The sequence below is a fragment of the Opitutaceae bacterium genome (assembly GCA_015075305.1).
GTDB lineage: Bacteria > Verrucomicrobiota > Verrucomicrobiia > Opitutales > Opitutaceae > UBA6669.
The window spans coordinates 21436-47963 of record JABTUS010000007.1 but is presented as its reverse complement, the minus strand read 5'-3'; the positions used below and the strand labels follow the sequence as shown (position 1 = coordinate 47963).

26 protein-coding genes are annotated in these 26528 nt (G+C 64.5%); 19 read left to right on the top strand and 7 right to left on the bottom strand.

Going from position 1 to position 26528, the window contains the following annotated elements:
• Nucleotides 1-5 precede the first annotated feature (5 nt).
• From HS122_13885 to HS122_13875, 3 genes are all read right to left on the bottom strand, one after another.
• Nucleotides 6-566 (bottom strand): hypothetical protein, encoded by a 561-nt coding sequence (locus tag HS122_13885; GenBank protein ID MBE7539488.1) that lies wholly within the window; start codon nucleotides 564-566, stop codon nucleotides 6-8.
• The gene (locus tag HS122_13880; protein ID MBE7539487.1) at nucleotides 563-1081 is read right to left on the bottom strand and encodes a hypothetical protein; all 519 of its coding nucleotides are present in this window, start codon (nucleotides 1079-1081) and stop codon (nucleotides 563-565) included. The genes HS122_13885 and HS122_13880 overlap by 4 nt, the downstream gene beginning before the upstream one ends.
• A gap of 88 nt (nucleotides 1082-1169) precedes the next feature.
• Nucleotides 1170-2078: a dihydrodipicolinate synthase family protein gene (locus HS122_13875; protein ID MBE7539486.1), complete on the bottom strand. Its 909-nt coding sequence runs from the start codon at nucleotides 2076-2078 to the stop codon at nucleotides 1170-1172.
• A 79-nt stretch (nucleotides 2079-2157) separates the two neighbouring features.
• Here HS122_13875 and HS122_13870 point away from each other — a divergent pair, with 79 nt between their 5' ends.
• Nucleotides 2158-3258 carry a substrate-binding domain-containing protein gene (locus tag HS122_13870; protein ID MBE7539485.1) on the top strand — a complete coding sequence of 367 codons (1101 nt, stop codon included), beginning with the start codon at nucleotides 2158-2160 and terminating at the stop codon, nucleotides 3256-3258.
• A gap of 262 nt (nucleotides 3259-3520) precedes the next feature.
• Here the strand turns inward: HS122_13870 and HS122_13865 are convergent, their stop codons facing one another.
• Nucleotides 3521-4396 carry an AraC family transcriptional regulator gene (locus HS122_13865; GenBank protein MBE7539484.1) on the bottom strand — a complete coding sequence of 292 codons (876 nt, stop codon included), beginning with the start codon at nucleotides 4394-4396 and terminating at the stop codon, nucleotides 3521-3523.
• Between the two features lie 99 nt (nucleotides 4397-4495).
• On the opposite strand from HS122_13865, the gene HS122_13860 reads away from it, so the two are divergent.
• Genes HS122_13860 through HS122_13820 form a run of 9 tightly spaced genes read left to right on the top strand, consistent with a single transcriptional unit; the run spans nucleotide 4496 to nucleotide 13143 of the window.
• Nucleotides 4496-5548, top strand: coding sequence for a hypothetical protein (locus HS122_13860; GenBank protein MBE7539483.1), 1053 nt, complete (start codon nucleotides 4496-4498; stop codon nucleotides 5546-5548).
• 8 nt (nucleotides 5549-5556) lie between these two features.
• The gene (locus HS122_13855; protein ID MBE7539482.1) at nucleotides 5557-6201 is read left to right on the top strand and encodes a corrinoid protein; all 645 of its coding nucleotides are present in this window, start codon (nucleotides 5557-5559) and stop codon (nucleotides 6199-6201) included.
• A gap of 19 nt (nucleotides 6202-6220) precedes the next feature.
• A complete protein-coding gene (locus HS122_13850; GenBank protein ID MBE7539481.1) occupies nucleotides 6221-7876 on the top strand; it encodes a methylenetetrahydrofolate reductase C-terminal domain-containing protein in 1656 nt (551 codons plus the stop codon).
• Complete coding sequence (locus HS122_13845) at nucleotides 7873-8808, top strand: dihydropteroate synthase (GenBank protein ID MBE7539480.1); 936 nt, start codon at nucleotides 7873-7875, stop codon at nucleotides 8806-8808. The genes HS122_13850 and HS122_13845 overlap by 4 nt, the downstream gene beginning before the upstream one ends.
• Entirely contained in the window at nucleotides 8805-10100 is a 1296-nt protein-coding gene (locus HS122_13840) for an amidohydrolase family protein (GenBank protein ID MBE7539479.1), read from the top strand. Before HS122_13845 ends, HS122_13840 begins: the two co-directional genes overlap by 4 nt.
• A gap of 1 nt (nucleotide 10101) precedes the next feature.
• Nucleotides 10102-11757, top strand: a complete 1656-nt coding sequence (locus tag HS122_13835) for a DUF4445 domain-containing protein (protein MBE7539478.1) — start codon at nucleotides 10102-10104, stop codon at nucleotides 11755-11757.
• Entirely contained in the window at nucleotides 11754-12341 is a 588-nt protein-coding gene (locus HS122_13830) for a hypothetical protein (GenBank protein MBE7539477.1), read from the top strand. The genes HS122_13835 and HS122_13830 overlap by 4 nt, the downstream gene beginning before the upstream one ends.
• Nucleotides 12338-12802 carry a hypothetical protein gene (locus tag HS122_13825; protein ID MBE7539476.1) on the top strand — a complete coding sequence of 155 codons (465 nt, stop codon included), beginning with the start codon at nucleotides 12338-12340 and terminating at the stop codon, nucleotides 12800-12802. Before HS122_13830 ends, HS122_13825 begins: the two co-directional genes overlap by 4 nt.
• Nucleotides 12799-13143 (top strand): hypothetical protein, encoded by a 345-nt coding sequence (locus HS122_13820; protein ID MBE7539475.1) that lies wholly within the window; start codon nucleotides 12799-12801, stop codon nucleotides 13141-13143. The genes HS122_13825 and HS122_13820 overlap by 4 nt, the downstream gene beginning before the upstream one ends.
• Nucleotides 13144-13240: 97 nt before the next feature.
• Here HS122_13820 and HS122_13815 read toward each other — a convergent pair whose 3' ends face one another.
• The 3 genes from HS122_13815 to HS122_13805 form a co-directional block, all read right to left on the bottom strand.
• Nucleotides 13241-14479 (bottom strand): hypothetical protein, encoded by a 1239-nt coding sequence (locus HS122_13815; protein MBE7539474.1) that lies wholly within the window; start codon nucleotides 14477-14479, stop codon nucleotides 13241-13243.
• Between the two features lie 528 nt (nucleotides 14480-15007).
• A complete protein-coding gene (locus HS122_13810; GenBank protein ID MBE7539473.1) occupies nucleotides 15008-16330 on the bottom strand; it encodes an HlyC/CorC family transporter in 1323 nt (440 codons plus the stop codon).
• A gap of 237 nt (nucleotides 16331-16567) precedes the next feature.
• The gene (locus HS122_13805; GenBank protein MBE7539472.1) at nucleotides 16568-19312 is read right to left on the bottom strand and encodes a c-type cytochrome; all 2745 of its coding nucleotides are present in this window, start codon (nucleotides 19310-19312) and stop codon (nucleotides 16568-16570) included.
• A gap of 184 nt (nucleotides 19313-19496) precedes the next feature.
• On the opposite strand from HS122_13805, the gene HS122_13800 reads away from it, so the two are divergent.
• The 9 genes from HS122_13800 (at nucleotide 19497) to HS122_13760 (ending at nucleotide 26517) form a co-directional block, all read left to right on the top strand.
• Nucleotides 19497-20465 carry a helix-turn-helix domain-containing protein gene (locus HS122_13800; protein MBE7539471.1) on the top strand — a complete coding sequence of 323 codons (969 nt, stop codon included), beginning with the start codon at nucleotides 19497-19499 and terminating at the stop codon, nucleotides 20463-20465.
• A gap of 64 nt (nucleotides 20466-20529) precedes the next feature.
• Nucleotides 20530-20736 carry a DUF2934 domain-containing protein gene (locus tag HS122_13795; protein MBE7539470.1) on the top strand — a complete coding sequence of 69 codons (207 nt, stop codon included), beginning with the start codon at nucleotides 20530-20532 and terminating at the stop codon, nucleotides 20734-20736.
• 8 nt (nucleotides 20737-20744) lie between these two features.
• Nucleotides 20745-21020, top strand: coding sequence for a hypothetical protein (locus HS122_13790; protein MBE7539469.1), 276 nt, complete (start codon nucleotides 20745-20747; stop codon nucleotides 21018-21020).
• A complete protein-coding gene (gene ccoN, locus HS122_13785) occupies nucleotides 21020-23341 on the top strand; it encodes a cytochrome-c oxidase, cbb3-type subunit I (GenBank protein ID MBE7539468.1) in 2322 nt (773 codons plus the stop codon). Before HS122_13790 ends, ccoN begins: the two co-directional genes overlap by 1 nt.
• Nucleotides 23342-23353: 12 nt before the next feature.
• A complete protein-coding gene (locus HS122_13780; GenBank protein MBE7539467.1) occupies nucleotides 23354-23545 on the top strand; it encodes a hypothetical protein in 192 nt (63 codons plus the stop codon).
• Nucleotides 23542-24111 (top strand): c-type cytochrome, encoded by a 570-nt coding sequence (locus tag HS122_13775; protein ID MBE7539466.1) that lies wholly within the window; start codon nucleotides 23542-23544, stop codon nucleotides 24109-24111. The genes HS122_13780 and HS122_13775 overlap by 4 nt, the downstream gene beginning before the upstream one ends.
• A gap of 69 nt (nucleotides 24112-24180) precedes the next feature.
• Entirely contained in the window at nucleotides 24181-25689 is a 1509-nt protein-coding gene (gene ccoG / locus HS122_13770) for a cytochrome c oxidase accessory protein CcoG (protein MBE7539465.1), read from the top strand.
• Nucleotides 25676-25819 carry a hypothetical protein gene (locus tag HS122_13765; GenBank protein MBE7539464.1) on the top strand — a complete coding sequence of 48 codons (144 nt, stop codon included), beginning with the start codon at nucleotides 25676-25678 and terminating at the stop codon, nucleotides 25817-25819. Before ccoG ends, HS122_13765 begins: the two co-directional genes overlap by 14 nt.
• A 2-nt stretch (nucleotides 25820-25821) precedes the next feature.
• Nucleotides 25822-26517 (top strand): sulfite exporter TauE/SafE family protein, encoded by a 696-nt coding sequence (locus HS122_13760; protein ID MBE7539463.1) that lies wholly within the window; start codon nucleotides 25822-25824, stop codon nucleotides 26515-26517.
• The last annotated feature ends 11 nt before the right edge of the window (nucleotides 26518-26528 follow it).

Genomic DNA, 26528 nt, shown 5'->3' with positions numbered 1-26528 from the left:
TTCGCCTAGGGCATCTTGTCGTCCGGATCGTTCGCCTTGTCGTAGCGATCCAGATGCGCGCCCGCCTGCTGCCATTCCGGCCGGTATTGCACGTCCTTCGCGCCGGCCACCTCGCCGACTTTGGCGTGGCCCGCAGGGGCTCCGGCCTTTCGCATCTCCCACCAGCACTGCCCGCAGTGGTTGTGCTCATGGTCGATGACGTAGCCCGCCTCCTTCATCATCGGTCCGATCCAGCCAATGCAGTGGTCACAATAATCCCTGTACTGCTCGAGCCCGTTTCGGATGAGAAATCCCTTCGATGGGCAGTCGTGGATGTCGATGCGAAAGACGTCGGGCTTCTGTGTGACCGAAAAGCCCAGGTCGGGCGACTCCTCAGTGAGGACGTGGCCCCAGTATTTCATCATTCCGGCAAACCCCTCCCGCTTGATCAACTCGAGAGCAGGAAGCTGGCTGTCGCCCGCGATCGCCTCCCTCCAGTAGTCGCGCACCAGCTCATGCCCGCCCTCCCGTTCAAGCCAGGCAAAGGTCCATTCATAGTGCCCGCAGAAATCGTAGCATCCGATCATGACGTCACCTCCAGAATATCCGCGGGATTCTGCGGCGGAAGCCCGGCCTCCGGGCGCGCATATACGTGAACGCAGGAGCCATTGCCACCCGAGAGGCGCATGGTCAGGCCGGAAGCCTCCGCCCTTGCGGAGCCAAGGTAGTGACAGTGGCGGCAGTACTCGCGGACTATGTCACGCCTGCCCTCCCGAAGAAACTTTATCGCCGGGCACTGCCTCACATGGATTTCAACGCGATCCGGCTTTTCCTCCACGACGACTTCCGCACCCGGCTCAGCCGCAAAGAACGCGCGCCAGTAGCGCGCGACGGCGCCAAGTCCACCCGCACGCCACTGCTGGTTCACGGGCGCAAAATAGGCGCGTCCGAGGTCCGTCAGATACCGCTTCCAGCTTTCCTCGCCAAAGCGATTCAGGAAGAAACGGAACGTGGCGTTGATGGCGCTGTAGAATCCAGCGGCACCCTGGGGCTTTGTGTCCCGATAGGGAAGCACCGGCGCCCCGGCCGGCGATTCGGACATTCCTTTTTGAGTGGTTTCCACGGAAAAATCTTTCACTGGTCAACTGGTGTGACCAAATGCTGGGCTCATGCCGTGCGTTCGCAAGCCATCACCCTGTCCCGGAGGCACTGGTCGCCGGCATGCCCCGCGCGTATTCCTCGATGAAGGCCCGGCAGTCATCGGTCAGGGGATACCCGAGGTAACTGGACACCGAGGCGAAGATCCCCCGCCTCACCAGGTAGTACTTGAGACCGGTGAGCCAGCACGCAATCTTCTCGCCGCCATAGATGCCGAACAGCGCCTTTCTCATCTCCGCATCCATGCGCCGCGCATCATCCAGTCGTCCCTGCAAGAAGGCGGCCACAATCTCGTGCAACTGCGCCGCCGTGGCGATCGCCCCGCCAAACAGAATTCCATCGTAACCGGCTTCCAGGTATTCCAGGCAGCGAAACTCGTCGCCATTGAACAACTGCAGGCCCGGTTTGGCCTTCCTCGCCTCCAGCGCGGCGGCCCGCCGCGAGGGCGATCCGGAGCTGTCCTTCACCAGACGGACGTTCGGGTGCAGATAGACTTCCTTAAGCCGCTCCTCGGGGATCACGACAGGGCGATGGCGCCCAAGATCATAGATGCCGACGGGTATGGGGCTCGCATCCGCCGCCTCGACAAAAAGCGCCACGATGCGATCCGCCGTGGCGTTCATGAATGTCGCAGGAGCCGCAATGACCGCATAGTCCGCCCCCGCGTCCGCCGCCTGCCGGATGTTTGCCAGGATCCGGGGAACCGAGTTGTCGGTCGCCTGCACGGCTATCCGGAGTTTTCCCTCCGCAGCCCCCGCAACCGCGCCAACCAGGCGGACCCGCTCGGTGTCAGGCAGCCAGGGACCCTCGCCGCAGGTGCCGCCCAGAAAAACCCCCTCGAATCCGCTGTCCACCGCATCGCGGGTCATTCTTTTGACCGACGCCACGTCGACGGACAAATCCGCCATCAGCGGCGTGGGCGTTGCGGACCAGATGTGCACGGATGGCGTTCTGTTCATTGAGATGCAACATTGCACGACCGTCCCGCCGATCCCCAATTCCATCCACTGGTAATATCTTATGAACAGCTCTCCCCACTCCTTCGAGCTGCCCAGGCGCGTCTCCCTTTCGGCCCAGGCAGCCAGCGCCATTCGTCAGGCCATTGCGGACAATGTCTGGAAGGACTGCCTGCCGAGCGAGCGCCGCCTCTGCGACATGTTTCACGTGAGCCGCCCGACGATCCGCACCGCGCTGCACCTGCTTTCCAAGGAGGGACTGATTGAGATCCACCAGGGGAGGCGCAACCGGCTGCTCGCCAGCGGACATCGCAAGCCCGCGGAGCAGAACCGGCTGGTCGGCCTGATCGCGCCGGAGCCGGTCACGCACCTCGCCTACGTGACTTTCCTGTTGATCAGCGAAATGCGCGCCCACCTGGCGGAGCGGGGTTTCGCGACGGAGGTGCTGGTGTGCCCGCCCGCCGGGGAACGCACCCAGTTGCGCAAGGTCCGCGAATTTGTCCGCCAGAACCGCGTGTTCTGCTGCGTCCTGATCTCCGTGAACAAGGAGCTGCAGCAGTGGTTCTCCGACAATTCGCTCCCTGCCCTCGTGCTGGGATCCTGCCATCCGCAGGTCAGGCTGCCCTCCCTCGACATCGACTACCGATCGGTCTGCCGCCACGCCACGGGCACGCTTCTGGGACGCGGCCACCAGTGCCTGGCGCTGGTCGTGCCCAATTCAGGAATGGCGGGTGACCTCGCCAGCGAAACCGGCTTCAATGAGGCGGTCTCCCAGCATCAGCAGGGCGAGGCCCGCGCAACGATTGTCCGGCACAATGGCACCGCCGCCAGCATCACGTCGAAACTCGACGCCCTGTTCAAGTCCGCCCACGCCCCCACCGCCCTGCTCATCGCGAAGCCGCAGCACGTGCTCATAGTCATCATCTACCTCCTGAAACGCGGCCTCTCGGTGCCGGACACGGTGTCACTCATCGCCAGAGACTACGATCAGAGCTTCGGCATCGTGAGCCCGCCCATCGCCCACTATGTACTGGAGGAAGGCGCGCTGGCCCACCGCCTCTCCCGCCTGATGCTGCAGATGGTGGAGCAAGGCAACCTTCAACCCGAACCCAATCTGGTTTTCCCAAAATTCCTCCCGGGAAAAACAATCCGGCAGCTGAGATGACCGAAGGGCCGCCATCCGGCTCAACCCGTGGCCACCCCCTCCATCAATCCCCCCTCCGTCAGAATTTAAACATCCGCATTCTCCTCTTCTCCGCGGCTCCGCGCCTCCGCGTGAAAAGTTCCGGCGCCGTTTCGCGACGTCCGTCCCCAGGGCACGACGCTCCTCGGCGCCGGCCATTTCCCATCCACGCATCGCGCCCCCGTTTCCACCCCTCCCATCCGGTATTCATCCGGTTCCATCTGTGGTCAAACTCCGATGCCTTTCATCCGGCTCGTATCCGCGTCGATCCGTGCTTCACCTCCGAACGCCGATCCGCGGCCTCCGCCTCCATCCAGCGTTTGGGTGATGTTCCGTGGTGGCGCTTGAACGCGCGATAAAAGGTCGAGAGGTCGTTGAACCCCGAGGAAAACATCACTCCCAGCACCGTGTGCTCCCCGCGCCGCAGGAGCTGCGCCGCATGCGCCACCCGCAGGCGCTCGAGATGCTCCCAGAAGGTTTCACCCGTCTCGACGCGGAAGCGCTCCGTGAATCCCCGCCGCGACATCGCGGCCCGCGCCGCCGCAAGATCCACCGTCCAGTTCTCCACAAAGCTGTCCCCCACCTCCGCGGCCACCGCGCGCACACGCGCCTCCGCCGACTCCGCACGGGCCAGCGCGCGGGCACGGGCGATCACCGCAAGTATCTCATTCGCCGCGGCCATCGCCAGTGCACCCGCTCCAATCTGTGCGCGATTCTGCTCAAACAGCCCGCGCCGCCACAGCGCCTCGATCCTGAGCCGCCTCACCCGCACCAGCGGCCAGCGCGCATCACCATCGCGCACAAGCGTCGCCCACAACTCACCCAGCCCGGGCGTTCCCGCCAGCCACGCGTCCGAAAAGCACATCAGCAGCAGCGACGCGGGCTCGATGTCGCGCAGCGCATGCCGCGCCAGCCGCGGCACGATCAGTATCGTGCCGGCGGACGCAACCACCACCGGCCGCCCCGCCATCACCAGCTCCGCCCTTCCCGCCAGCACATAGACCAGCTTGTGAAATGGATCTGCCCGCTCCGCCATTGAGAAACCCATGGCATGCGCGCTTTCCGCAAACCGGAGTCCACCCGGCGGCAGCCTGACCAGTACGGGAGAAGTGACACGCACAGCGCCAGATTGCCCGATTTGCCAATCGTCGCAAGCCCCATCCGCCAAGACGCGCGCCGCCGTTTCCGCTAGCATGGGTTCAATCGACCCCGAAAATTCATGCACGCCCCTTCCTCCGCCACCCGCTCCGACGTCGAATCCGTGCTGCGCTGCCAGTCCCCGCGCCCGGTGCCGCTGTTTCTTCCGGCCATCTACGAACACAAGGCCTGGTTCATTCATTCCACGCCGTCCGACATCTCGCGCGACGCCGGCCTGCTCACCCGCGCCGTTCTCGCCGAGTACGAAACCATCCGGCCCGACGCCCTCGTCATCGGCGTCGACGTCTACAACCTCGAGGCGGAGGCCTGCGGCTGCCGCGTTTCATTTTACGACGGACTCGACACCAGCATCCCGGGCATCAAGCCGGGGCATCACATGGTGCATGTCGGCGACGACCTTTCCAAGCTCCGCGTGCCCAATCCGCTCACGGACGGCCGCATGCCCGTCAACCTGGAGGCCGCGCGCAATGTGCGCCGCGCCGTGGGCGACGACTTCTGGGTGCGCGGCGCCATCTCGGGTCCGTTCTCCCTCGCCATCTCGCTCGTCGGCGCCGAGGCGCTCTTCCTCGCATGCCTCGACGATCCCGCATGGGTCCGCTCCTGTCTGGAATTCTGCGGCCGTGTCATCCGCACCTTCGCACGCGCCTACATGGACGTCGGTGTCGACGTGATCATCTTCGATTCCCAGGCCTCGCCCGAATTGCTCTCCCCTCCCATGTACGAGGAGTTTGTCCTTCCCGTGACACAGCAGTTCGTCACCTGGGCCGCATCCCAGGGTCTGCGCGATGTGCCGCTCATCATCGGCGGCAACACAAGTCCGATCGCGGAGCTGCAATGCCGCACGGGAGCCAACAATCTGCTCTGCGACTTCACGGCCGACTTCGATGAATGGACTCCCGCCGTGCGCGAGGCGGGAAGGGCGTTCCGGCGCAATGTGTCCCCGCGCCTGCTGGAAAAATCCTCGCCGGAGAAGATCTACGACGTCGCCCGCGCCGAGGTGAAGCGCGGACGCGACATCCCGGGCTTCATCATGGGCACCGCCGTGATCCCCTTCGGCACGCCGTCCGAAAACATCCTCGCCGTCAAACAGGCCTGTCTCGACGCCAGCAACTGAATCATCCCATGCCAGACTACGCCCAGATCAACCAGTTCCTCTACGAGGGGAACGCCAGGGAGGTGGAGCGACTCGTTCGCGAAGCGCTCGCCGAGGGTCGCCCGGTCGACGAAGTCCTCAACGAGGGCCTCATCGCAGGCATGGCCGTCGTCGGCGAGGACTTCAAGTACAGCATCCTCTATGTCCCGGAGGTCCTCGTCGCCGCCCGCGCCATGAAGGCCGGCATGGCGGTGCTCAAGCCGCTGCTCACCGCGGACGCCGCAAGGAATCCCCCGCGGGGCACCCTCGTCATCGGCACCGTCAAGGGCGACCTCCACGACATCGGCAAGAATCTCGTGTGCATGATGGCCGAGGGCGCCGGCTTCAAGGTTGTCGACATGGGCGTCGACCAGCCCGTTGAAAAATACATCGAGTTCGCCCGCACCCATCAGGCCCAGATCGTCGGCATGAGCGCGCTGCTCACCACCACCATGCCTTACATGAAAGTCGTGATCGACGAATTTCAGAAGCATCCCGATCTCGCCAGGATCAAGATCGCCGTCGGCGGCGCTCCGGTCAACCGCATGTTCGCCGACGAAATCGGAGCCGATGGCTATGGCGCCGACGCCCCAAGCAGCGTCGAGCTGTTCCTGAAGTTTCTCAACGCCGCCTGACCGGCGCGCCCGCGACGCCATGACCCTGCGCGACAAGCTGGAGAAAAGTGGCGATTTTGTGATCGGGGTCGAACTGGTCTCCACCCGCGGCACCGTCACCGAAACCCGCAGCGCCCGGACCCTCGCATTTGCCGAGGAGCTTGCCTCCCACGACCGGGTCGACTGGGTGTCCGTCACCGACAACGCCGGCGGCAATCCACAGCTCGCCCCCGCCGCGCTCGCCCGCATCGTGCGCGCATCGGGACGTGATGTGGTCGTCCATCTCTCCTGCAAGGACTTCAACCGCAACGGCGTCGAGTCCGAAGCCTGGCACCTGGCCACCGAGGGCCTGCACAATCTTCTCGTGCTTTCAGGCGACTATCCGGGTCCGGGCCTCGCCGGCGGCGCAAAACCGGTCTTCGACATCGATTCGGTCGGCCTGCTCGTCCTGCTCGCCAACCTGAACGCCGGCCTCGACATCACCCGGCCGGGCGCACGCCAGAAGTCCCGGCTCGGCGCAACGGAGTTCTTTCCCGCCTGCGTCGTCACAAACTTCAAGCTCCACGAAAACGAGGTGGTCCCGCAGTTGCTCAAGCTGGAGAAGAAACTCGAGTGCGGTGCACGCTGGATCGTGAATCAGATCGGCTACGACTCGCGCAAGATTCACGAGCTCATTCTCTGGCTGCAGCAGCGCGGCTGGGGGCACGTTCCGCTGATCGGCAATGTCTACGTGCTCAATCCCGCCGTCGCCCGGCTCTTCCGCACGCAGCGCATTCCGGGCGTCGTCATTTCAGACGAACTCGCGGCGCTCTGCGAGGAAAAGGAACGCGAGCCCGGCCGCGGCCGCGCATGGTTCATCGAGCTCGCCGCCCGGCAGATTGCGGTCTACAAGGGACTCGGCTACCGCGGCGCGTACCTCGGTGGAATCCACACCCGCGTCGAACTCGACGAGGTTCTCGCCCGCGTCGATGCCTTCCCGCCGGACGCATGGAGGGATTTTGCGCGGGAGATCCGCTTCTCGCGCCCCGGAGAATTTTTCCTATTTCCCGAGGATCCGGCGACAGGCCTGGCCGACGCCGCCGGCCGCCCGCACTTTGGCGCGGTTCCGCGCTCGTCGCGCAATGTCACCTACACCTACCGGTTCGCCCGCTTCGCCCATGCCGCGATGTTCACGCCCGGCCGCGGTCTCTGGAATATCGGGAAGAAGATCACCGCCTCGGCGCGCGATCCCCGGCAGGGCCCCGCGCTCCTGCGCATGGTCGAGAAGGTCTCGAAGTCCATGCTCTTCGACTGCCGCGATTGCGGCGATTGCTCCCTTCCCGAAATCACCCACCTCTGCCCGGAATCCTCCTGCGCGAAGAATCAGCGCAACGGACCGTGCGGCGGCACGCGCGACGGTCTCTGCGAGGTCGAGGACTACGAATGCATCTGGTCCCGCGCCTATGACCGGCTCGCCCACGAGGGCCGCGCCCACGAGCTTCTCAATCACGCCCCTGTGATCCAGAACCAGTCGCTGCGCGGCACGTCGAGCTGGGCGAACACCTGGCACGGCCGCGACCACCTCGGCAACAGGCTCTTCGTCCCGCCCGCCGCTGCGCCCGTGCCGGTGACAGGACGCGGTGAGGCAGCCATTTCCTCCCCGCCTCCGACGCCGCCACCGGCAAGCACAGAGTCAATGGCCCCACCCCCTTCATGACCCCTGCTCCAAAAATCCGCATCATCGGCGAACTCATCAACAATGCCTACGCACGCGCACGCCGCGCATGGGAATCCCGCGACATCTCCGGCTACCAGCACCTCGCGCGCCTGCAGGCCGAGGGCGGTGCCGAGATCGTCAACCTCAACCTCGACGGCACGCAGCGCATCGCCGTGCGACAGGAGGAAATGCTGGAGTTTCTCCCGCGCGTCATTCCGGCCATCCAGGACGCGACCGACATCCCACTGAGTTTCGACAATCCCAGCATCGTCTATCATCGCACCGCGCTGCGCGTGTTCGACCGCTCCCGGTGCCGCGCCAAGCCGGTCTTCAACTCCCTCGCCGCCTCGCGCAACAACCTCGACGAGATGCTTGAGCTCGTGCGCGAGCACGACATGCGCTGCATCGTCATGGCCTCCGAATGCTTCAAGCCTGGCGGCGGCTCCGCCCAGTGTCTCGACCCGCGGCAGAGCCATGAAACCGTGCGGCGCTTCGCCGATCTCCTGGTCACCCGCGCCGGACGCATGCTCGACGACATCATCGTCGACCCCGGACTGGCGCCCGTCGGCGCCGACACCTACGGACTTGTCAACATCGGTCTCGACACCATGCGGCTGTGCACCGCGGATCCCGATCTTCGCGGCATCCACTACTCTGTCGGTCTCTCAAACTTCGCGTGGGGCACGCCCAAGGCCGCGAAGCCGCTCCTCGAACGCGCCTACCTCACCCTTGCCTCGCGCGTGGGTCTCGACTTTGCCCTGGCCAATTTCGAGGCCAACGCCGTGCCTCTCCCCGACGATCATCCGATCGTCGCGCGACTCGCCGCAGCGCTCGAAGCCGGGCGCCCGCAGGCCGGAGAATCCGTCGAGGATGCCGGATTCCGCCAGGCGTCCGCCGTCATGGAAATCTGCAACGACTACCTCGACGCATGAACCCCGCGCCCTCCAGCCTGGACTCGCTTTCCGCCATCGTGCGGCGCATCGGCGGCGACACGGTCTGGCTGCGCGTCGGAAGGCTTTTTGACGGACACGAGAGTCGCGGCGTTTCCCATCTGGTCTTCAATCGCCAGAACATCCGGCACGTTGGCGACACCCCTGCAGCCGCACTCGTGCGCCCGGGTCAGACTTCCCCCGATCTCGATCTGCCGGACTGCACCGTCCTGCCCGGCCTGGTCGAAGCCCATGCCCACCTTTTCCTGGAGGGCGGCGAACTCGCTCCCGAGCGCCGCGCCGACCAGCTCAAGCTCGACGACGATGAACTGTTCGCGCGCGCGGAGTTCCGGCTCGAGCGCCTGCTGCGACTCGGCATCGTCGCCGTGCGCGATGCCGGCGACCGCAATGGCGTCGGCCTTCGCCTCCAGCGGCGCTGCCGCTCGGCTGAGCGGGGTGCCATGCCCTGCGTCGACAGTCCCGGCGCCGCGATTCATCATCAGGGCCGCTATGGATCCTTCATGGCTACGCCCCTCGAGGACCAGGGCGGCATCGAGGCCGCGGTCGCCGCACGCATCGCACAAGGAGCGCACCACATCAAACTGCTCGCCACCGGCATCATCAACTTCGAAAAGGGCGCCGTCACGGCCAGGCCCCAAATGCCCGCCGAAGAACTGACCCGCGCCGTCGCCGCATCCCGCGCGCAGGGACGTCAGACGATGGTGCACTGTTCGGGACACGATGGTGTGGACAACTGCATCGCCGCACGCGTCGACACGATTGAGCACGCGTACTTCGTCGATCGCGACCAGCTCGCGCTCATGCGCGATCTCGACATCGCCTGGGTGCCCACCCTCGCGCCCGTCCAGTTTCAACTCGACCGCGCCGACATCCTCGGTTGGAGCGAAACCGTGCGCGCGAACCTGCAGCGCATCCTCGAGGCCCATGCCGCCCGCCTCTCGGACGCGGCTGACCTCGGTGTGAGAATCGTCGCCGGCAGCGACGCCGGGTCCCACGGTGTCGCCCATGGGCACGGATTCCTCCGCGAACTCGAGCTCATGGAGCAGGCCGGTCTGTCGGCTGAGCGCGTGCTTCGCTCCGCAACCGGCGACGCCTCCGCCCGGCTGCATCCCTCAGAGCCGGCGGGAGTAATTGCACCCGGCTGCCCCGCACGATTCATCCTGACCGAAGCACCGGTGCTGCAGTCGGTCCGGCACCTGCGCGCGCCCGCAGTCGTTTGTTTCGACGGCGTCATTCTTTCCGGAGGCGACGATCCGGGCCAGCCGGGCATGTGACATGGCATCATCCTTTCAACTCAACGGCCAGCGTGTCGCCCTCGAACGCAACGAATCCCTCTTCGCGGCCGCCACACGCGCGGGTTTCAAGGTGCCGACATCGTGCCGCGCGCAGGGAAAATGCCGCGAATGCCTGATTGAGATCACCGCCGGCGCCGACCAACTCAGCCGCCGAACGCCGGAGGAGTCCCATCTGAACGGCGCATTCCGACTTTCCTGCTGCGCGCGGCTGGCAAGCGACGCGCCCGATCCCGGCATCGAGGCCCATACGCTCCACCGCAGCGCAATGCAGGTGGAGCAGGCCGCTGTCGAACTGCCGGCCATCAGTCGTCTTGAAACACCAGATCCCGCCGTCACCCGTGACGGCTCGCGCGTGTTCATCGACGGCCGCGAGGTTGCGAATCACACCGGTCCCATTCACGGGCTCGCCATGGACCTCGGCACGACAACGGTGGTGGTCCGCTGCGTGAACCTTGAGACCGGCGCCATCGTCGCAACCGCGGCGTTTGAAAATCCGCAGCGCTTCGGCGGCAGCGACGTGATGTCGCGCATCCAGTTCGACACCGATCGCCGCGGTCGTCTCCTCCAACGCACGCTGCTCGGCTACCTCGGACGCGCCATCGCCGAGTTTCCGGTCCCTGGTGATTCCATCTTCGAACTCGTGGTCGTCGGAAACCCGACCATGCGCGATCTGTTTTTTGGACTCGATGTGGCATCGATCGGACAGAAGCCCTACCGATCATCCACGGAGCATGAGTATCGCGACGGCCGGCGTTCAACCACCGCACTCGAGTGCAGCGCCCGCTCCCTTCGCCTCCCATTGCACCCGGCGGCGCGCATCTGCGGACTGCCACTCGTCAGCGGCCACGTCGGCGCGGACGCCGCAGCCTGCCTCCTTGCCATCGCCCCGCACAAGTCCGACGAGATCGTCGCCATCATGGACATCGGGACCAACACCGAGTTGTTCATCGGCAACCGCCACAGGATCCTCTGCGCATCCTGCCCCGCAGGTCCGGCCTTCGAGGGCCGCGGCATCCGCCACGGGATGCCGGGTCTTGATGGAGCCATCGCCCATGTCGCGCTTGGCGACGACGGATCCGTCCTGGAGCGCGAGGTGATCGGCAACGGTCCGGCCAGGGGAATCTGCGGATCCGGGCTGATCGATCTTCTCTCAGAGTTTCTGCGTACGGGTAGGATGAATGAATTCGGGCGCTACACCGATGGCGCAGGCCAATTCGTCGTCGATGAACCCGCCGGCATCGCGATCCACGAAAGCGACATCAGCGAACTCGCCCAGGCCAAGGCCGCAAACGTCGCCGGCCTGAGCATTGTCGCCAAACACTACGGAATATCCCTCGCCCAGCTCGACCGCTTCTACCTCGCCGGCGGCTTCGGGCGACACCTCAATCGCGACGCCGCCCGGCGCATCGGCCTCATCCCGGATCTTCCGGACGAAAGGATCGTGGTTGTCGGCAATGCAGCCATTGAGGGCGCGACGACGGCCCTGCTTTCAGCAAGCCGGCGACGCGAGCTGGAAGATCTGGTCGCACGCGTCGACCATGTGGAGCTCGAGACCGATCCCGAATTCTTCGATCACTTTGTGACGGGCTGCCAGTACGGTCCGCTATCCACCAGCGCGGATGGGGTGACGCCATGACGGAAACGCCAGTCACCCGCGTGCCAGAGATCACCGAGGCCTGCTACCGCCGCTTCCTGCGTTTGCCGGCGAGTCGTCCGCTCGACGGCCCTCTCGGGGAAAACGCGACCTATGCGCGCGAGTGGCACGCGGCAAACAGCAGGCCCTGGGTCGTAACCACTGCAGTGACGATCGCGACGACGGGCGACAATCTCTTCCTCGACGGGGAACTCTTCTTTACACCCGCGCTGGCCGCCCGCATCGGCGGCAGGCGGAATGGCATTCTCATCGCGGTCAGCGCGGGACCGGAATCGGAGGCGGAAGCCGCGGCGCGATGGAACGCCGACGAACCAGACCTGTACTACTTCCTCGAGTGCTACGCCTCCGCAATCGTTGAAACCCTGCTGCGCGAGACCTGCTTGAGCCTCCGCGCAAGGGAGTTCTGGTGCCCCGGCTACCGCGAATGGCCCCTTGACCAGATGCCACGCGTGCTCAGCCTCATCACCCGCAAGGTGTCGCTGCCCGGTCCACTTCAAGCGCTGGAGAGCGGCATGCTCATGCCCCGCAAATCACAGGTCGCGCTGGTGGCGCTCCCGACGTCATGACTCCCGGCGACACGGTCACAACAGCACCCGCGTACGCATTTCCCCTCCGGGCACTGCGGCGCTGGGCGGCGGAGAACCTGACGCTCATCCGCGCCGGAGACGGATCGATCGCGGCGGAGTTCCGACTCGAGGGAAGCACCTGCGGCAATGTCGCCTTTCACGTGCTCTACCGTGTGCGACTTTCATCCACCGGGACCGGCCACCGCATTCTTGGCCTCGAATGCACCCCCGCGCCCGGCGACGTCAATTTCCACGAGCAATGCGAGGCCCGCGCCGATGAGGCGCGACTGCTTGCCACCCTCCTCCACGAGCGTCCGCTCCTCGGACAACCGCTCGCGGAAGTCCTGACCTGGGCGCAGGAAACGAGCCCGGACGGCTGCCTCTGCAGGGAGACCTCCCGCGCGCACAAGTGGCGCGCTGTTCTTCAAACCCTCCACCTGGCCCTCAACTCCTCTCCATGAAATTCGAACTCTGCGCTGAAAACACCACCGCGACCGATCAACTGCGGGTCGAAAAGAACGACCGCTCCGGCATCGGCGTTCATTACGTCGATGCCTGGCTGAAACCGCTCAAGGCCGGCGTCGCGCTGCCCGACGGGCAGAAGTTCTCCGCCAAGCGCCGAGGCCTGAAGGTCACGCTCACGCTCGGCACACAGAAGGCTGACGGACTCATGCGACGCCTCACCGTGAGCCGGGACCCGATCGAAATGCTCCGCGCCGCGCTCGATGAAGCCGGTGCAAAACTCGGACTTCGCCTGACAGCCGAGGGAGGCAGACTGTTTCTCGAAAACTCGGCGGGTTGAAGCGCCGGGTTTCCGCCAATCCGCGCGTCAGGACTGCAGGAAGGATCTCCAGCGACTGGTCGTCCGGGACACAGGGACAATTCTCCCGGGCGCGTTGTCAGCCTTCAATGACCTCGGCCGCATGCAGACATCCGCCCGCGGTCCAGCCCATCATCTGCGGCATCTTGTATTCGTCGGCGACATCGATGCCGCCGGTCAGCGCATTGTACTTTTCCCAGAGCTTTCCGGTTGAGGAGAGATTGCGAGCGCAGGTGCGAATGAACTTTTCCGCGATGCGTTTCGCCTCGGTTTTGTAGCCGTGGCGCAGCAGACCCATGATCGCCGCCGTCTGGACAGGCGGCCAGGCATTCGGGGCGTCCCACTGGTAGGTGTTCGCCGATCGGTTGCTGCCCTCCGCACAGGTGATCACCCCGTGTTCACGTTCGATCAGAGGGAGATTCCTCACCAGAGCGGCGGCCTGCGCGTCGGAGCACACGCCCGACCACAGCGCGAAGCAGGCGGCGGCTGAAACGACTCCACCTTGGATTCCGCGGGCCCAGTCGTGGTCGAAGTAGAAGCCGCGGGATTCGTTCCAGAGAAAACGATCAATGAGTTCGCGACGCCGGAAGGCCCGTGCTCGCCAGAGGGTTTCCTCTCCGAAAAGACCCAGCGTTGCGGCAAAATCGGCGGCGATCGTTTCAAAGCGGTGCAAGGCGGCATTGGTGTCGACGGGATTGAAGTCCGCGGCGCGCTGGTCGAACCGCGGATTGAAGTCCCAGACCTCGCATTCCGCCATCTTGTGACGCAGGTACTGGAGCCGCTCGACCGGCTCCTCGGGAATGTCGCGCAGGCGGAAACTGATGACGTGGTGGAAGTCGGCAAGCGTCACCGGATCCGCATGCGTGCCGCAGGTGTTCAGACCATTCGGCGCCAGGCGCATCGCCATCCAGAACGCGTATTCCCTGCCAAGCGCGGCATAGGCGCGGCGCAACCAGGTGAGATCCTTCATGTGGTGAAAGATGTCCTCGAAAAGGGGAGCCGACACCGGAATCTGCGAACGATTGTGCGCGATGCGCACGGAGATATTGGGCACGAAGCCGAGCTCCTCGATGCAGTGGATGACATTGTTGGCGTTGTTGACCGCCTGGGCGAGACGCCCCTGCCGCAGCAGCCCAAGGTTGGTGAAGTAGGTGTCCCAATAGAAGAACAGCCACATGCTCGGGTCGGTGGAAGGCACCGTGTGCGGATGCGGCAGCGGAAATTCCTCGGCGGACTCGCCACGGGAGTCGCGGAAAGTCCGCTCCCAATGCGCGTCAGTATGCCGCCGGATGCTGGAGATGGCGTCGTGGATGTTCATGAAAATTCGCCCGCCATCGAATGCACAAATGCGGGCAAAAGGGAACACCTTCGAATCCCCAGCGCGCCGCAAAAATCGCAGCCCCCGACAGAGTGCACCCCCTGTCCAAATCATGCCCATCCGCCCTCAAGTTGTCCATGCGTCCTCCAGTTGTCCTTGCGTCCTCCGTCAGTCCTTGCGTCCCCCCTCCGTTGGAGGGGCATGCTTTGTCATGCCCAGGGGTTCGCGCGACGCGCCAAGACGCCGGTCATTTTGCGTCCAACCCATCGCGACTCTTCTCGAACTTCATTTCCTCTGCTTCGCGTCCTCGCGCCTTCGCGTGAGACCTACCGGCGCCGTTGCGCCACGTCCGTCCCCAGGGCACGACAGAGCGCGCCCCTCCAGGTGGTAGTGGTGGGGGCACAGCGGAGCGTGTCGCTGCTGCGGATGATTTCAACCACCCGATTCGCATCCGTGCATTCAGCGCCATCCGTGGTCAATCGGTTCGAATCCGCACAATCCCTGCCATCCGTGGTGAACCCTCTGGGTCTATGCCGGGATGTCGACGCCCGTGGACTCGACTTTCTGCATGAGCACCTTGTCCACGCGGTGGCGGTCCATGTCCACCACCTGGAACTTCCAGCCCTCGAGCACAAAATGTTCGCCTCCCATCGGTATGCGTCCGAGCCGGTCCATCACCATGCCGCCTAGCGTCTCGAACCTGCCGTCCTCCTGCACGCCGACGTTGTTCAGCGAAAAACGCCGGCAGAGGTCCTCGATGTTCATCGCGCCGTCAACCAGCCACGCGCCGTCCTCCCGCTGGATCGCGTCGGGCTCCCTGCGATCGCCCGGCTCGGGCAGCGCGCCGACTATCGCCTCCATCACGTCGATCAGCGTGACAATCCCCTGGATGCTCCCGAACTCATCCGTCACCAGCCCGAGGTGCTTGCCCGTCTTCCTGAACGTGTCCAGAAGCTGAACCGCCGTGATCGTATCGGGCACGAAGAGCGGTTTGACGAGGTGGTTCCTCAATTGATTCGGCACACCGATCGCCGCGTTCGCCCAAAGCGCCTTCACCGACACCATGCCGATCACATTGTCCCGCGTGCCGTCATACACCGGGAAATGGGAGTGGCCGCTCGTGACGATCTTCCGCCAGTTCACGTCGTCGGTGTCATTCACATTCAGCCACACAATCTTGCTTCGGCGTGTCATCAGCTCGGTGACCAGCCGCTCATCCAGGCGCAGAACGCCCTCCACCATCGCCCGCTCCGCTGAGTGAAACACACCCGCCGAGGTTCCCTGCTCCAGCAGGTGGTCGACCTCCTCCTCCGACGGCGGAGCCTCCTTGTCCTTGTCGAGTCCCAGCAGCTTGATCACCCCATTGCTCGATGCGGTCAGGAACCAGACAAACGGCGCCGCGGTCCGCGCAAGCAGCATCATCGGCTTCGCCACCAGCATCGCCCGCCGCTCCGGATTGCTGAGTCCCATGCGCTTGGGCACGAGTTCACCGATGATCAGCGAGCAATAGGTGATCACTCCAACAACTATGACGATCGCGATCGCGAGGCTGTAATTCGCAAGCGCGGGAATCTTCGCGATCTCAACCGCCAGCTTGGCCGAGAGACTTGCCCCGCCGAAAGTGCCGGCAAGGATGCCGATCAGCGTGATGCCAATCTGCACCGTCGACAGGAATCGCGTCGGCTCGGCGGACAGCTTGAGCGCGGCCGCCGCCTTCTTCGAACCTTCGTCGGCGAGTTTCTTCAGACGCGCCTGCCGCGACGAAACCACGGCTATCTCCGCCATGGCAAAAACCCCATTGGCGAGCAGCAGAAGTAGGATGATGAGTATTTCGAATAGAATGCTGTTCACGGGCGGGAACCGGTGCGGCACCGATTGAACGAACTGCAAAGCATGTTTTGCCCGGGACTTGAGTCAACCCATCGAGCGTGCAAAGCGGGACGGCCGACCCTGCATCGTCCACGCACAACGACCCTTCACTCAATCAATTGCCCGCCCGTAGCCCATCACATGCGGGCCCCGCCGCGGTGCTCCGGCAGCCGGTGCACGCGGGCCGGAACCGCTCCGGCTCACGCACACGCTTCGGTCTCAAAGCGACTTCAAATACGCCACGACGTCCGCGACATTCTGCGCGCTCAATCCGAGTTGATCGGCGCTCAGCATCAGCGATCGATTCATGCGCCTCAGGCTCTTGATCCGATTTGCCGGAATCATCTGGGTCAACCCACCCGTCGAGCGAACAATCACCGGATCTCCCGACGACATCGCAAGACCTTGAACGATGGTGCCGTCCTTGAGCTCGATCTCCACGCCATCGAAGCCATGCGCGATGTCGGCCGACGGATTGATGATCGAATCGATCAGCACCAGCGTCGACTGCCGCTGCGCCCAGCCGGTCAGATTCGGCGCATAGTCAATGCCCTTGTCTCCCAATTGATGGCACAGCATGCAGGCGTTGAAGAGATCCGCACCCGCCCTGGCGTCGCCCTTCAGCGCGGCGATCGCAGCCGCATCCGTCAGTTTGGCGGGACCGGGCTCCGGCACCACCATGCCGCTGATCGTGATCGAGTCCGGATCATAGATGCCACGCTCCTTCAGCACGGCATTGAGATTGAATTTTCCCCAGCGAAGATCGCGGTAGTTGATGACCCACCAGAGCGCATGCTGCTGCACGCGCCCCTCGCCCTTCGCCGCCAGGTCCACAAGCACGTCGGCGGCCTCCCGCGTCGGTGTGAAGCCAAGCGCCGTCACCGCGGCCAGTCGATCCTGCTCCGACAAAGCCGACGCCCGGGCCCGCGCTGCGAACTGCGGAGTCGCCGCCTCCGGCGTCAGTCGCCAGACGAGTTTCGCATACGCGGGCGTCCACTTGACCGCGTCGCGGGTCGCCGCGGTTTTCTCCATCGCAGAATAGACCTCCGCCTCCTTGCCCATGCAGCCTGTTCCCCACGCCTCGAGATAGGTGCGGTCCCGGCCATCAAAGGTTCTGGCGAGCTCGAGCAGAATGTCCCTCGACTTCGCGAACGGCACGTCTCGCATGGCCAGCGCGACCTCGCGCCGCACCAGCGCCGAATGATCCTTCGCCAGCATTGTCGCGAACTCCATCCCGCGCGGACCCGATCTCAGGGTCTTGAAAGCCGACGCGCGAAAACGTTCATCCGGGTGGCGCAGCAGTTCCTCAACCTTCGCCTCGCCCCGGGGCCCGAGTCGCGCCAGCAGGGAGATCGCCCGGGCGGCGATGTAGGGATTTCGGTCGGTCAACAGAGCCGCGACAGGAGCAACCGCTTTCTCACCGGCCTTGGTCAGCGCGAACTGGCCGAGGGCGCGCACGTTCACGGCCGGACTGCGAAGCGCTTCAATCTGACCCTCGGTTGTTTTCAGGTCGAGGGACGGAATCCTCGGTTTGAAGCCGCGGGGAGCTATCCTGTAGATCGCACCGCTGAGCGTGTCGTCGCGATCGGCGTGCCCGCCGACGCGTGGATCGAACCAGTCTGAAACATAGATCGCTCCATCCGGTCCGACAGCGATGTCCGAAGGGCGAAAATAAGTCTGCAGGTCGTCGTTCACCACGCCTCGCAGGCTGTCGATGCCCGAGAGTTTCCCCTCGCGGTTGCTCGTGAGAAAATCAAAGCGCTCAAGTTTGTAGCCCGCGCCGTTCAACTCGGGGAAATAGCCGAGGATCGTGTTGCGCGCAGCCTCCCCGCTCAGCAGCACACCGCGCCATTTCGCGCCGAGTGCGTCACCCTCGTAGAAAACAATTCCCGTCGGCGAACCTGCGCCATAGACATCCCCCGCAGGCATCGTGCCGGGATCCTCCTGGCGCCATTCGGCCGTAGCGATGTCCTGGCCCGGGCGGCGGTCCGCCGACCAGATGCGCGTGCCGTCGCGGGAGAAGAACCCCGCGTTTCCATACTCGAGCAGATGCGCCGTGCGGGACGCGGGAGGATCATCATTGTCGTTTTGAAAGACCTCTCCGAAGGAGGTCACCGTCTGCTCATAACTGTTGCGAAAGTTGTAGCCGATGACCCGCAGATCCGTGCCGTCCGGCCTCATGCTCATCGCAAACCCGCCGACGTACACATGGCCGTCGTCGCTCTTTGCGCCCGAAATATCGGGGGTCTTCCAGCCGAAGATCGGCGTCGCCCCGCTCTTCAACGGATCGTACATGCTGCCCACGCGAAGTGTGCCGCCGGAGCGATCCGTCACGAACGCGCCCGCGTTGCCCTGGCTGAAATAGTAGCGGCCGTCGGGCCCAACCGTCAGGGAATGCAGCGCGTGGTCATGGTTGTTTCCATTGAATCCGTTCAGCAGCACCTCCCGCGTGTCGTACCGCGCGTCAAACTTGAGGTCGCGATCGACATCCGTGTAGACGATCAGATCCGGCGCATTGGAGACATAGATCTTGTTGTCCACAACGGCGATTCCCAGCGGCGCGATCAGGACCGGCTCCTGAACAAACACCCAGGACTTGTCGGCCCGCCCATCCCCATCCGTGTCCTCGAGGACCATGATCCGGTCCCCCGCGGGATCGCGTCCGGCGTGCCTGCGGTAGTTCGCTCCCTCGGCCACCCAGATGCGCCCCGCGGAATCAATGTCGATGTTTGTGGGATTCCTCAGGAGCGGCGACCTCGCCCAGAGCGTCACCTCAAGATCCCCCGCGGCATGCAGCAGGTTCACCGGGACAAGCGTGGGCGCCGACGCCGCGGCAGTTGTCGCAGGTGCGGCGGTCGTCGAGGTTGAAGTGGCTCCGCGCTTCTGTGCGGGTTGCGCCCAGACAAGTGAGATAGAAAAACCGGCAACGGCAGCGAAAGTCAGGTGAACGCGTGTCAGAGGCATGGGGGGAGAATCACAGCAAGGAACCGGCCATGAGGCCACGTCAAAAAACAAGCCCATGAAATTTCAGCGGCTTCACCGTTCGACAGCCGCTCCGCGTGACCGTCCGTCATGTAGGGATTTCCTTTAGCGAGATCCATCCGCGGCTCCAATTCCAGGCCGCCCAAGGTTCCACTATGCTGCATGCGTGGAAAAGGCTCCTGCACCATCGACATCCTCCTCGCGCGCCGCGGATTCGCGCGCCAGCGGGATTGTCGCCCGATTGCAGTCCTCGGACGCATTTCTCACCTACAAGGAAGCCTTTCAAATCGCGACCGGCCTTCCCCTCGTCCTGCGCCCAGCGGGCGTGTACAAGGCCGCGATGGGGGACGCCCGCAGGATAAATCCGCTCTGCGTGATGCTCGCCTCATCGAGCCAGGTCTGCGCCTCCTGCCTGGAACTGCAGGCTCGCATGGAACGTCTCCCGGGCAGCGGCGCGGTCACCTTCGACTGTTTTGCCGGCATCAGCCTCTCCGCGGTACCCGTTCGCCTGGACGGCCGCGCCATCGCCTGGCTGCAAACCGGACAGATCCTGCTCCGCAAGCCGACTCCCGAGTCATTCCAGGCGCTCCTTAGGCACCTTCGCGAATCGAACGCCGCCATCGACTCCGCAAGTCTGAAGTCAGCGTACTTCGGGACACGCGTCTTGTCCAAGCCGCACTACGCCGCGATATTGCGACTGCTGGAGAGTTTTTCCTCGCATCTCTCCCTGATCGCCAGCGATTTGATGGCCAGGCAGACGGTCTCGGAAAATCAAACCGTCGCCAAAGTCCGCGCCTTCATCGCCGAACATCTTGGCGAATCCATCGCCCTGTCCGACGTCGCCCGCGCCGCAAACGTGAGCTCGATTCAGCTTCGCAAGGTCTTCAAGTCAGCCCTCGGGGCAACCTTCACCGGCTACCTCATGCGCGCCCGCGTCGAGAAGACAAAGCTGCTGCTCCTCAATCCGCGCTGGAGCGTGGGCGACGCCGCCCGCGAGGCCGGATTCCAGTCGGTCCCCCAGTTCAACCGAGCCTTCCAGCGAATCACCGGGGAAACTCCCGCCGCCTACCGGGAGCACCTGCGGCGCGTCGCCCGAAAAACAGGCGCCGGCGGCACACTGGGAAACGCGGCATGAGCGTACCGCCCATCTCAACCCGGCAACACCTTTCACTCCCTTCCCTTTCCATCGTCCCTCCACCATGAAACACGCCTCACATGCTGCGCCGTCCGAGCCCAGTGAACAGGACATCCAGGACGCCGCCTACCAGCTCTGGATTGAAGCCGGCCGTCCGGACGGCCGCGATCTTGAGCACTGGCATGTCGCCCGCGAGCGGCTGCGCCACCACCATGGCCACGACACGCGCGATGTTCGCCGGCGCCAGCGGGACAACGACACGGGCTCCTGATCACTCCCATGGAAGTCGTTCCCATCACTCTGGCCATCAGCCTCTGGCTGGTCCTCGTCTTCGTCGTTTTTTTCCTGCAGGAGCACGCCCGGGGGCGCATGAGCAGCGCGGAGCGCGACTCCCTGCTGCCGCTTGCCGATGAAACTCCACGCACGCCTGGCGCCGGCGAAATAACACCCGCAGCCGCACCCGGCGCGGAGGCTGTCGGGCGTGGCCCGTCCGAGCCACCCGGCGCATTCGCGCGCACCTCTACATCACCTCAATCCTCCGACTCTCGTTCCTAATGCCTGCACAAAAAATCACACTTGAGTTCAACGACAGGGTCGTTCGCCAGTTCCTGCTGGCCACGCTTGTCTGGGGTCTCGTCGGCATGCTGGCCGGCGTCTTCATCGCCTCGCAGCTCAACTTCTTCCAGCTCAACTTCAACACGTCCTGGCTTAGCTTCGGCCGCCTGCGTCCGCTGCACACCAACGCCGTCATCTTCGCGTTCGTGGGCAACATGATGTTCGCCGGCATCTACTACTCCACGCAGCGCCTCGTGAAGGCGAGGCTCGCGAGCGACTTCCTCTCGCAGCTCCACTTCTGGGGCTGGCAGGCCATCATCGTCGCCGCCGCCATCACGCTGCCGCTCGGACTCACCCGCGGCAAGGAGTACGCCGAGCTCATCTGGCCGCTCAACATCGCCGTCGCGTTCATCTGGGTCGTCTTCGCCGTCAACTTCTTCTGGACGCTCGCCCGCCGGCGCGAATGCAGCCTCTACGTCGCCATCTGGTTCTACATCGCGACGATCGTCACGGTGGCGATGCTCTACATCGTCAACCATCTCTCGCTGCCGACAAGCCTCACGCACAGCTACCCGATCTTCGGCGGCGTGCAGGACGGCCTGGTGCAATGGTGGTACGGCCACAACGCCGTGGCCTTCTTCCTCACCACGCCGATCCTGGGCATCATGTACTACTTTATTCCGAAGGCGGCGGAGCGTCCGGTCTACTCCTACCGGCTTTCCATCATCCATTTCTGGTCGCTCGTCTTCGTGTACATCTGGGCCGGCCCGCACCACCTGCTGAACACCGCCCTGCCCGACTGGCTCCAGACGCTGGGCATGACCTTTTCACTCATGCTGTGGGCGCCGTCATGGGGCGGCATGCTCAACGGCCTCCTGACACTTCGGGGAGCCTGGCACAAGCTGCGCACTGATCCGGTCCTGAAATTCATGGCGGCCGCCGTGACCTTCTACGGCATGGCCACCTTCGAGGGCCCGCTCCTCTCCATCAAGTCGGTCAGCGCCCTCGGCCACTACACCGACTGGATCGTCGGCCATGTCCACCTCGGCGCACTGGGCTGGAACGGCTTCATGGCCGCCGGCATGATCTACTGGCTGCTCCCGCGACTCTGGAACCGCCCGCTGCACTCCGTCTCGCTCGCGAACACGCATTTCTGGATCGGCACCGTGGGCATTCTTTTCTACGTGGCCGCCATGTGGACGAGCGGCATCACGCAGGGGCTGATGCTGAGCGCCACCTCCGAGGGAGGCTCCGTCCTCACGTATCCAAACTTTGTCGACACGCTGAACACGATCCGGCCCATGATGCTGATGCGTGTCGTCGGCGGCGGACTCTATCTCACCGGCTTCGTCCTCATGGGCTACAACGTCTGGCGAACCATCCGCGGCGCCACAGTGATCAACGGCACCATCGAGGTCTTCGATGACGAGGGTGCCACCGGTCCCGCGGAACGCGTCGGCGTTTTCGGCACGTTCCTGAACCCGCCCGTCCTGTTCTCCGCCATGGCCGGCGGTTTCGCCTGCGCATGGATGTTCGGCGACACCACCCTCAGCATTGTGGGGCTCGTCGGCGCGATCTTCTGCATGATCTGCGCGCTTCTGCACTGGAAGTCGCGCAACTCCGCATGGGGCGCATGGTACGACCGCCTCCTGATCAACGCCGCGCCCTTCACCGTCCTCACCTTCATCGCGGTCGCCGCCGGAGGCATGATCCAGATCATCCCGGTGGTCATCGCCCACAGGGGCTCCACCATCGAGGGCCGGCGCCAGGTTCCCTACAGCCCGCTGGAGCTCGCCGGACGCGACATCTACGTGCGCGAGGGCTGCTACAACTGCCACTCACAGATGATCCGAACGCTGGTGCCCGATGTGCTGCGCTACGGCGATTACTCGCGACTCGGCGAATCGATCTACGATCATCCCTACCAGTGGGGATCGAAGCGCACGGGACCCGATCTCGCGCGCGTCGGCGGCAAATACCCCGATGTCTGGCACCTGCGCCACATGGAGGATCCGCGCACCGTTTCCGCGGGCTCCAACATGCCCAACTATCCCTGGCTGTTTGAAAACGCGACCGACGTGAAGGCGCTTCCCGCCAAGCTCGCCGTGCAGCGCAAACTCGGCGTGCCGTATCCCAACTGGACGCCCGAACAGATCGAATCCCGCGTCACCGAGCAGGCGAAGCAGATCGCCACGGACCTGCGGGCCGCCGGCGCCTACGTGGACCACAATCGCGAAATCGTCGCCCTCATCGCCTACCTGCAGCACCTCGGAAAGTTCGATGAGGTGGCGCGCACGGAAAGCAGATCTCCAGCCCAGTAACCCACCCTCGCCATGTTTCGTCGCATTCTTCTCGAGGACAGCGCGGCCGTCTTCACCATCACGGCCTTCATCACCGCAGTCTCCATCTTCGTGGCCATCCTCTGGCGCGCCTTTCGAATGAAACGCGAGCAGACCCACCACTTCGAAAACCTTCCGTTTGAAACGGAAACGCCCGCGGCAAGGAACGACTCCCAAGCCTCATGAATCCGAACCTCCCCCCTGACGAACCCGTCCGGCCGCACGTCTTCGACGGCATCCAGGAATACGACAAGCGCCTGCCGAACTGGTGGCTCTATTCGCTGTATGCATCGATCGTTTTCTGGATCGGCTACTGGGCCTACTACGAGTGGCTCGACATCGGCCAGAGCAGCACCGAGGTCGTCGACGCCGCCATGGGCAAAATCGAGGCGCAGCGGCTCGCCGCCACGAAGCTCGACGACGCGAGCCTCTGGAAGATGAGCCACACCGCCGCGTTCGTCGATGCCGGCCAGGCCGCCTTCGTCTCCAATTGCGCCGCCTGCCATCTGGCCAGCGGACGCGGTAAGAGTGAGTCGCCCGCAGCCATCGGCCCCGATCTCATCGACACCGCATGGATCCACGGCGGGCGACCCGTGCAGATTCACGATGTCATCATGAAGGGCGTGCCCGAGAAGGGAATGCCCACCTGGGGACCGGTTCTCGGGGCCAAAAAAGTCACGGACATCACCGCATTCCTGCTGAGCAAACACAAGGAGGGTGAACCCATCACGGTTGAGGGCGCCAAGCCCTGACTTGTCTGGCACCGGGAATGCGCCGCAGTCCGCGCGCGCATTCCCTTCGCGAACCTTCATCGAGTAGCCATGTCCGCCCTCAGACCCGAAAGACCCAACCGCGATACCGTCACGACGATCCGCAAGGACGGATCGAAGGCGTTCCTCTTTCCCGCGGACGTCCGGGGTCGGTTCGAAAAGTACCGAAAGCTCTCGGCCTCCGCCCTGATCGTCTTCTACCTCGCCCTGCCGTGGATCAAGATCAACGGCTACCCGGCCGTGTTCCTGGACATCGCCGGCCGGCGCTTCCATCTCTTCGGCGTGACTCTCGCGGCTCAGGACTTGTGGCTGCTCTTCTTCGTCATCACCGGCCTCGGGTTCACCCTGTTCTTCATCACCGCGCTTCTGGGTCGCGTGTGGTGCGGGTGGGCTTGTCCGCACACGGTGTTTCTCGATCATGTCTACAGGAAGATCGAGCGTTGGATCGACGGCGACGCCGTGAAGCGCCGCGCACTGGATCAAGCGCCCTGGACAACTGAAAAGATCATCCGGCGCGTCGTGAAACACACGCTCTACATCCTGGTGTCCGCGATCATCACCCACCTGTTCCTCGCGTACTTCGTTTCGCTGCCCGAGGTCTGGTCGATGATGCGCACCGCGCCGACGGAGCACTGGGGCGCCTTCCTCTTCATGGGCCTGGCCACCGGCGCGCTCTACTTCAACTTTGCCTGGTTCCGCGAACAGATGTGCATCGTCCTGTGTCCGTACGGGCGCATCCAGTCCGCGCTGATCGACGATCACTCCCTCGTCATCGGCTACGACACCAAGCGCGGCGAACCGCGGTCCAGCCGCAAGAGCGCGGCGTCGCGCAGGGAGGATGGCGCGGCCGCGCTCAAGTCCGCTGCTCCGCTCGCGGAGACAACCGCGACAGCGGAACCCGCCGGTGACTGCGTCGACTGCCTGCGCTGCGTGCAGGTCTGCCCGACGGGCATCGACATCCGCCAGGGCCTTCAGATGGAGTGCATCGGCTGCACGGCCTGCATCGACGCCTGCGACGCCGTCATGACGCGGCTCGGGCGCCCTGAGGGCCTGATCCGCTACGATTCGCAGCAGGGGTTCACCGGCAAACCAACACGCTGGCTGAGGTCGCGGACGATTCTTTATCTCGCCTTGTTCATGGTCGGTGCGGGCGTGGCCCTCTGGGCTCTCTCCACCGTCAAACCCATGAATCTCGACGTCACCCGGATGACCGGCGCGCCGTACGTCGTCGATGCGCAGACCGTGCGAAACCAGTTTCTCGTTCGCCTGCTCAACAAGCAGAACCGCCCCGCGCATTTCAACGTGCGCATTGTCGGCGGCCCCGAGGGGCTCAAGCAGGTGGGCCTCGAAACGACAGTCGAGGTTCCACCGCTGGCCGAGCTGGTCCAGCCCCTGATTCTCCAGCAGGCGCGCGATCGCTACGAGGGTTTGTTCAGATTCGAGGTCGAGGCCGATGGAGTCGAAACCTCCGCCCGCCTCGCCCGCAGGGTCGATTTCCTGGGCCCCGAAGCGAGGCTCCTGCGCGAGGAGGAGGCGGAGAAGCACCATGGCAAAAACTAGGACCAAACGTTCGAGGCTCTGGCTCTGGTTCGTGGCCGCCTTTGTCGTGCAGGCAGCCATGTGGGGCGCATGGTTCGCCATCGCCGCGCGCAACCCGGTGCAGTCCGTGCCGCTTGCGACACAACCCTGAGCATGGATCTCGCGGGCATCACCTCTCCCGGCACCGCCTTCGCCGCCGGCCTGGTCACGAGCCTGCACTGCGCCGGCATGTGCGGACCGCTCGCGTGCGGACTCATGCCTGGCAGGGCGGACACAACCGATCCGAATACGATCCGCACCGTCTATCACCTGACGCGACTCCTCGGCTACGCCGCACTGGGTGGATTCGCCGGCGCGCTGGGACGCGGACCGCTGCTCCTGCTCTCCTCCTCCGCGGCGCGCTGGCTGCCGTGGATCATGGTCCTGTTTTTTGTCGCCCTCGCCTTTCGCTGGGATCGCCTGCTTCCCCGGATTCCCGTTCTCGGAAAAGGATACCTCCGACTCCAGAGCTGGCTGCGCGGACAATCCCGGCTGACCGCCGCAGCGACCCTCGGCATAGCCACGCCGCTTCTGCCCTGCGGTCCATTGTACTTCGTGATCACACTCGCCGTTCTCGCGGGCTCCGCGCGGCAGGGCGTCGAGCTCATGCTCGCCTTCGGACTCGGCACCGTGCCCCTGCTCTGGCTCGCCCAATCCCAGTTCAACTGGGTGCGGGGCAAACTGTCGCCACTCTGGATAAACCGGATGCGCATCAGCCTCGCGCTAACGGCCGCGGTCATCGTGGGCTGGCGCCTGCGCGGCACGCTCGGCTTCGAGGGTCCCACCCCGTGGAATTTCATCTGCCTTTGAACGTGGCCAAG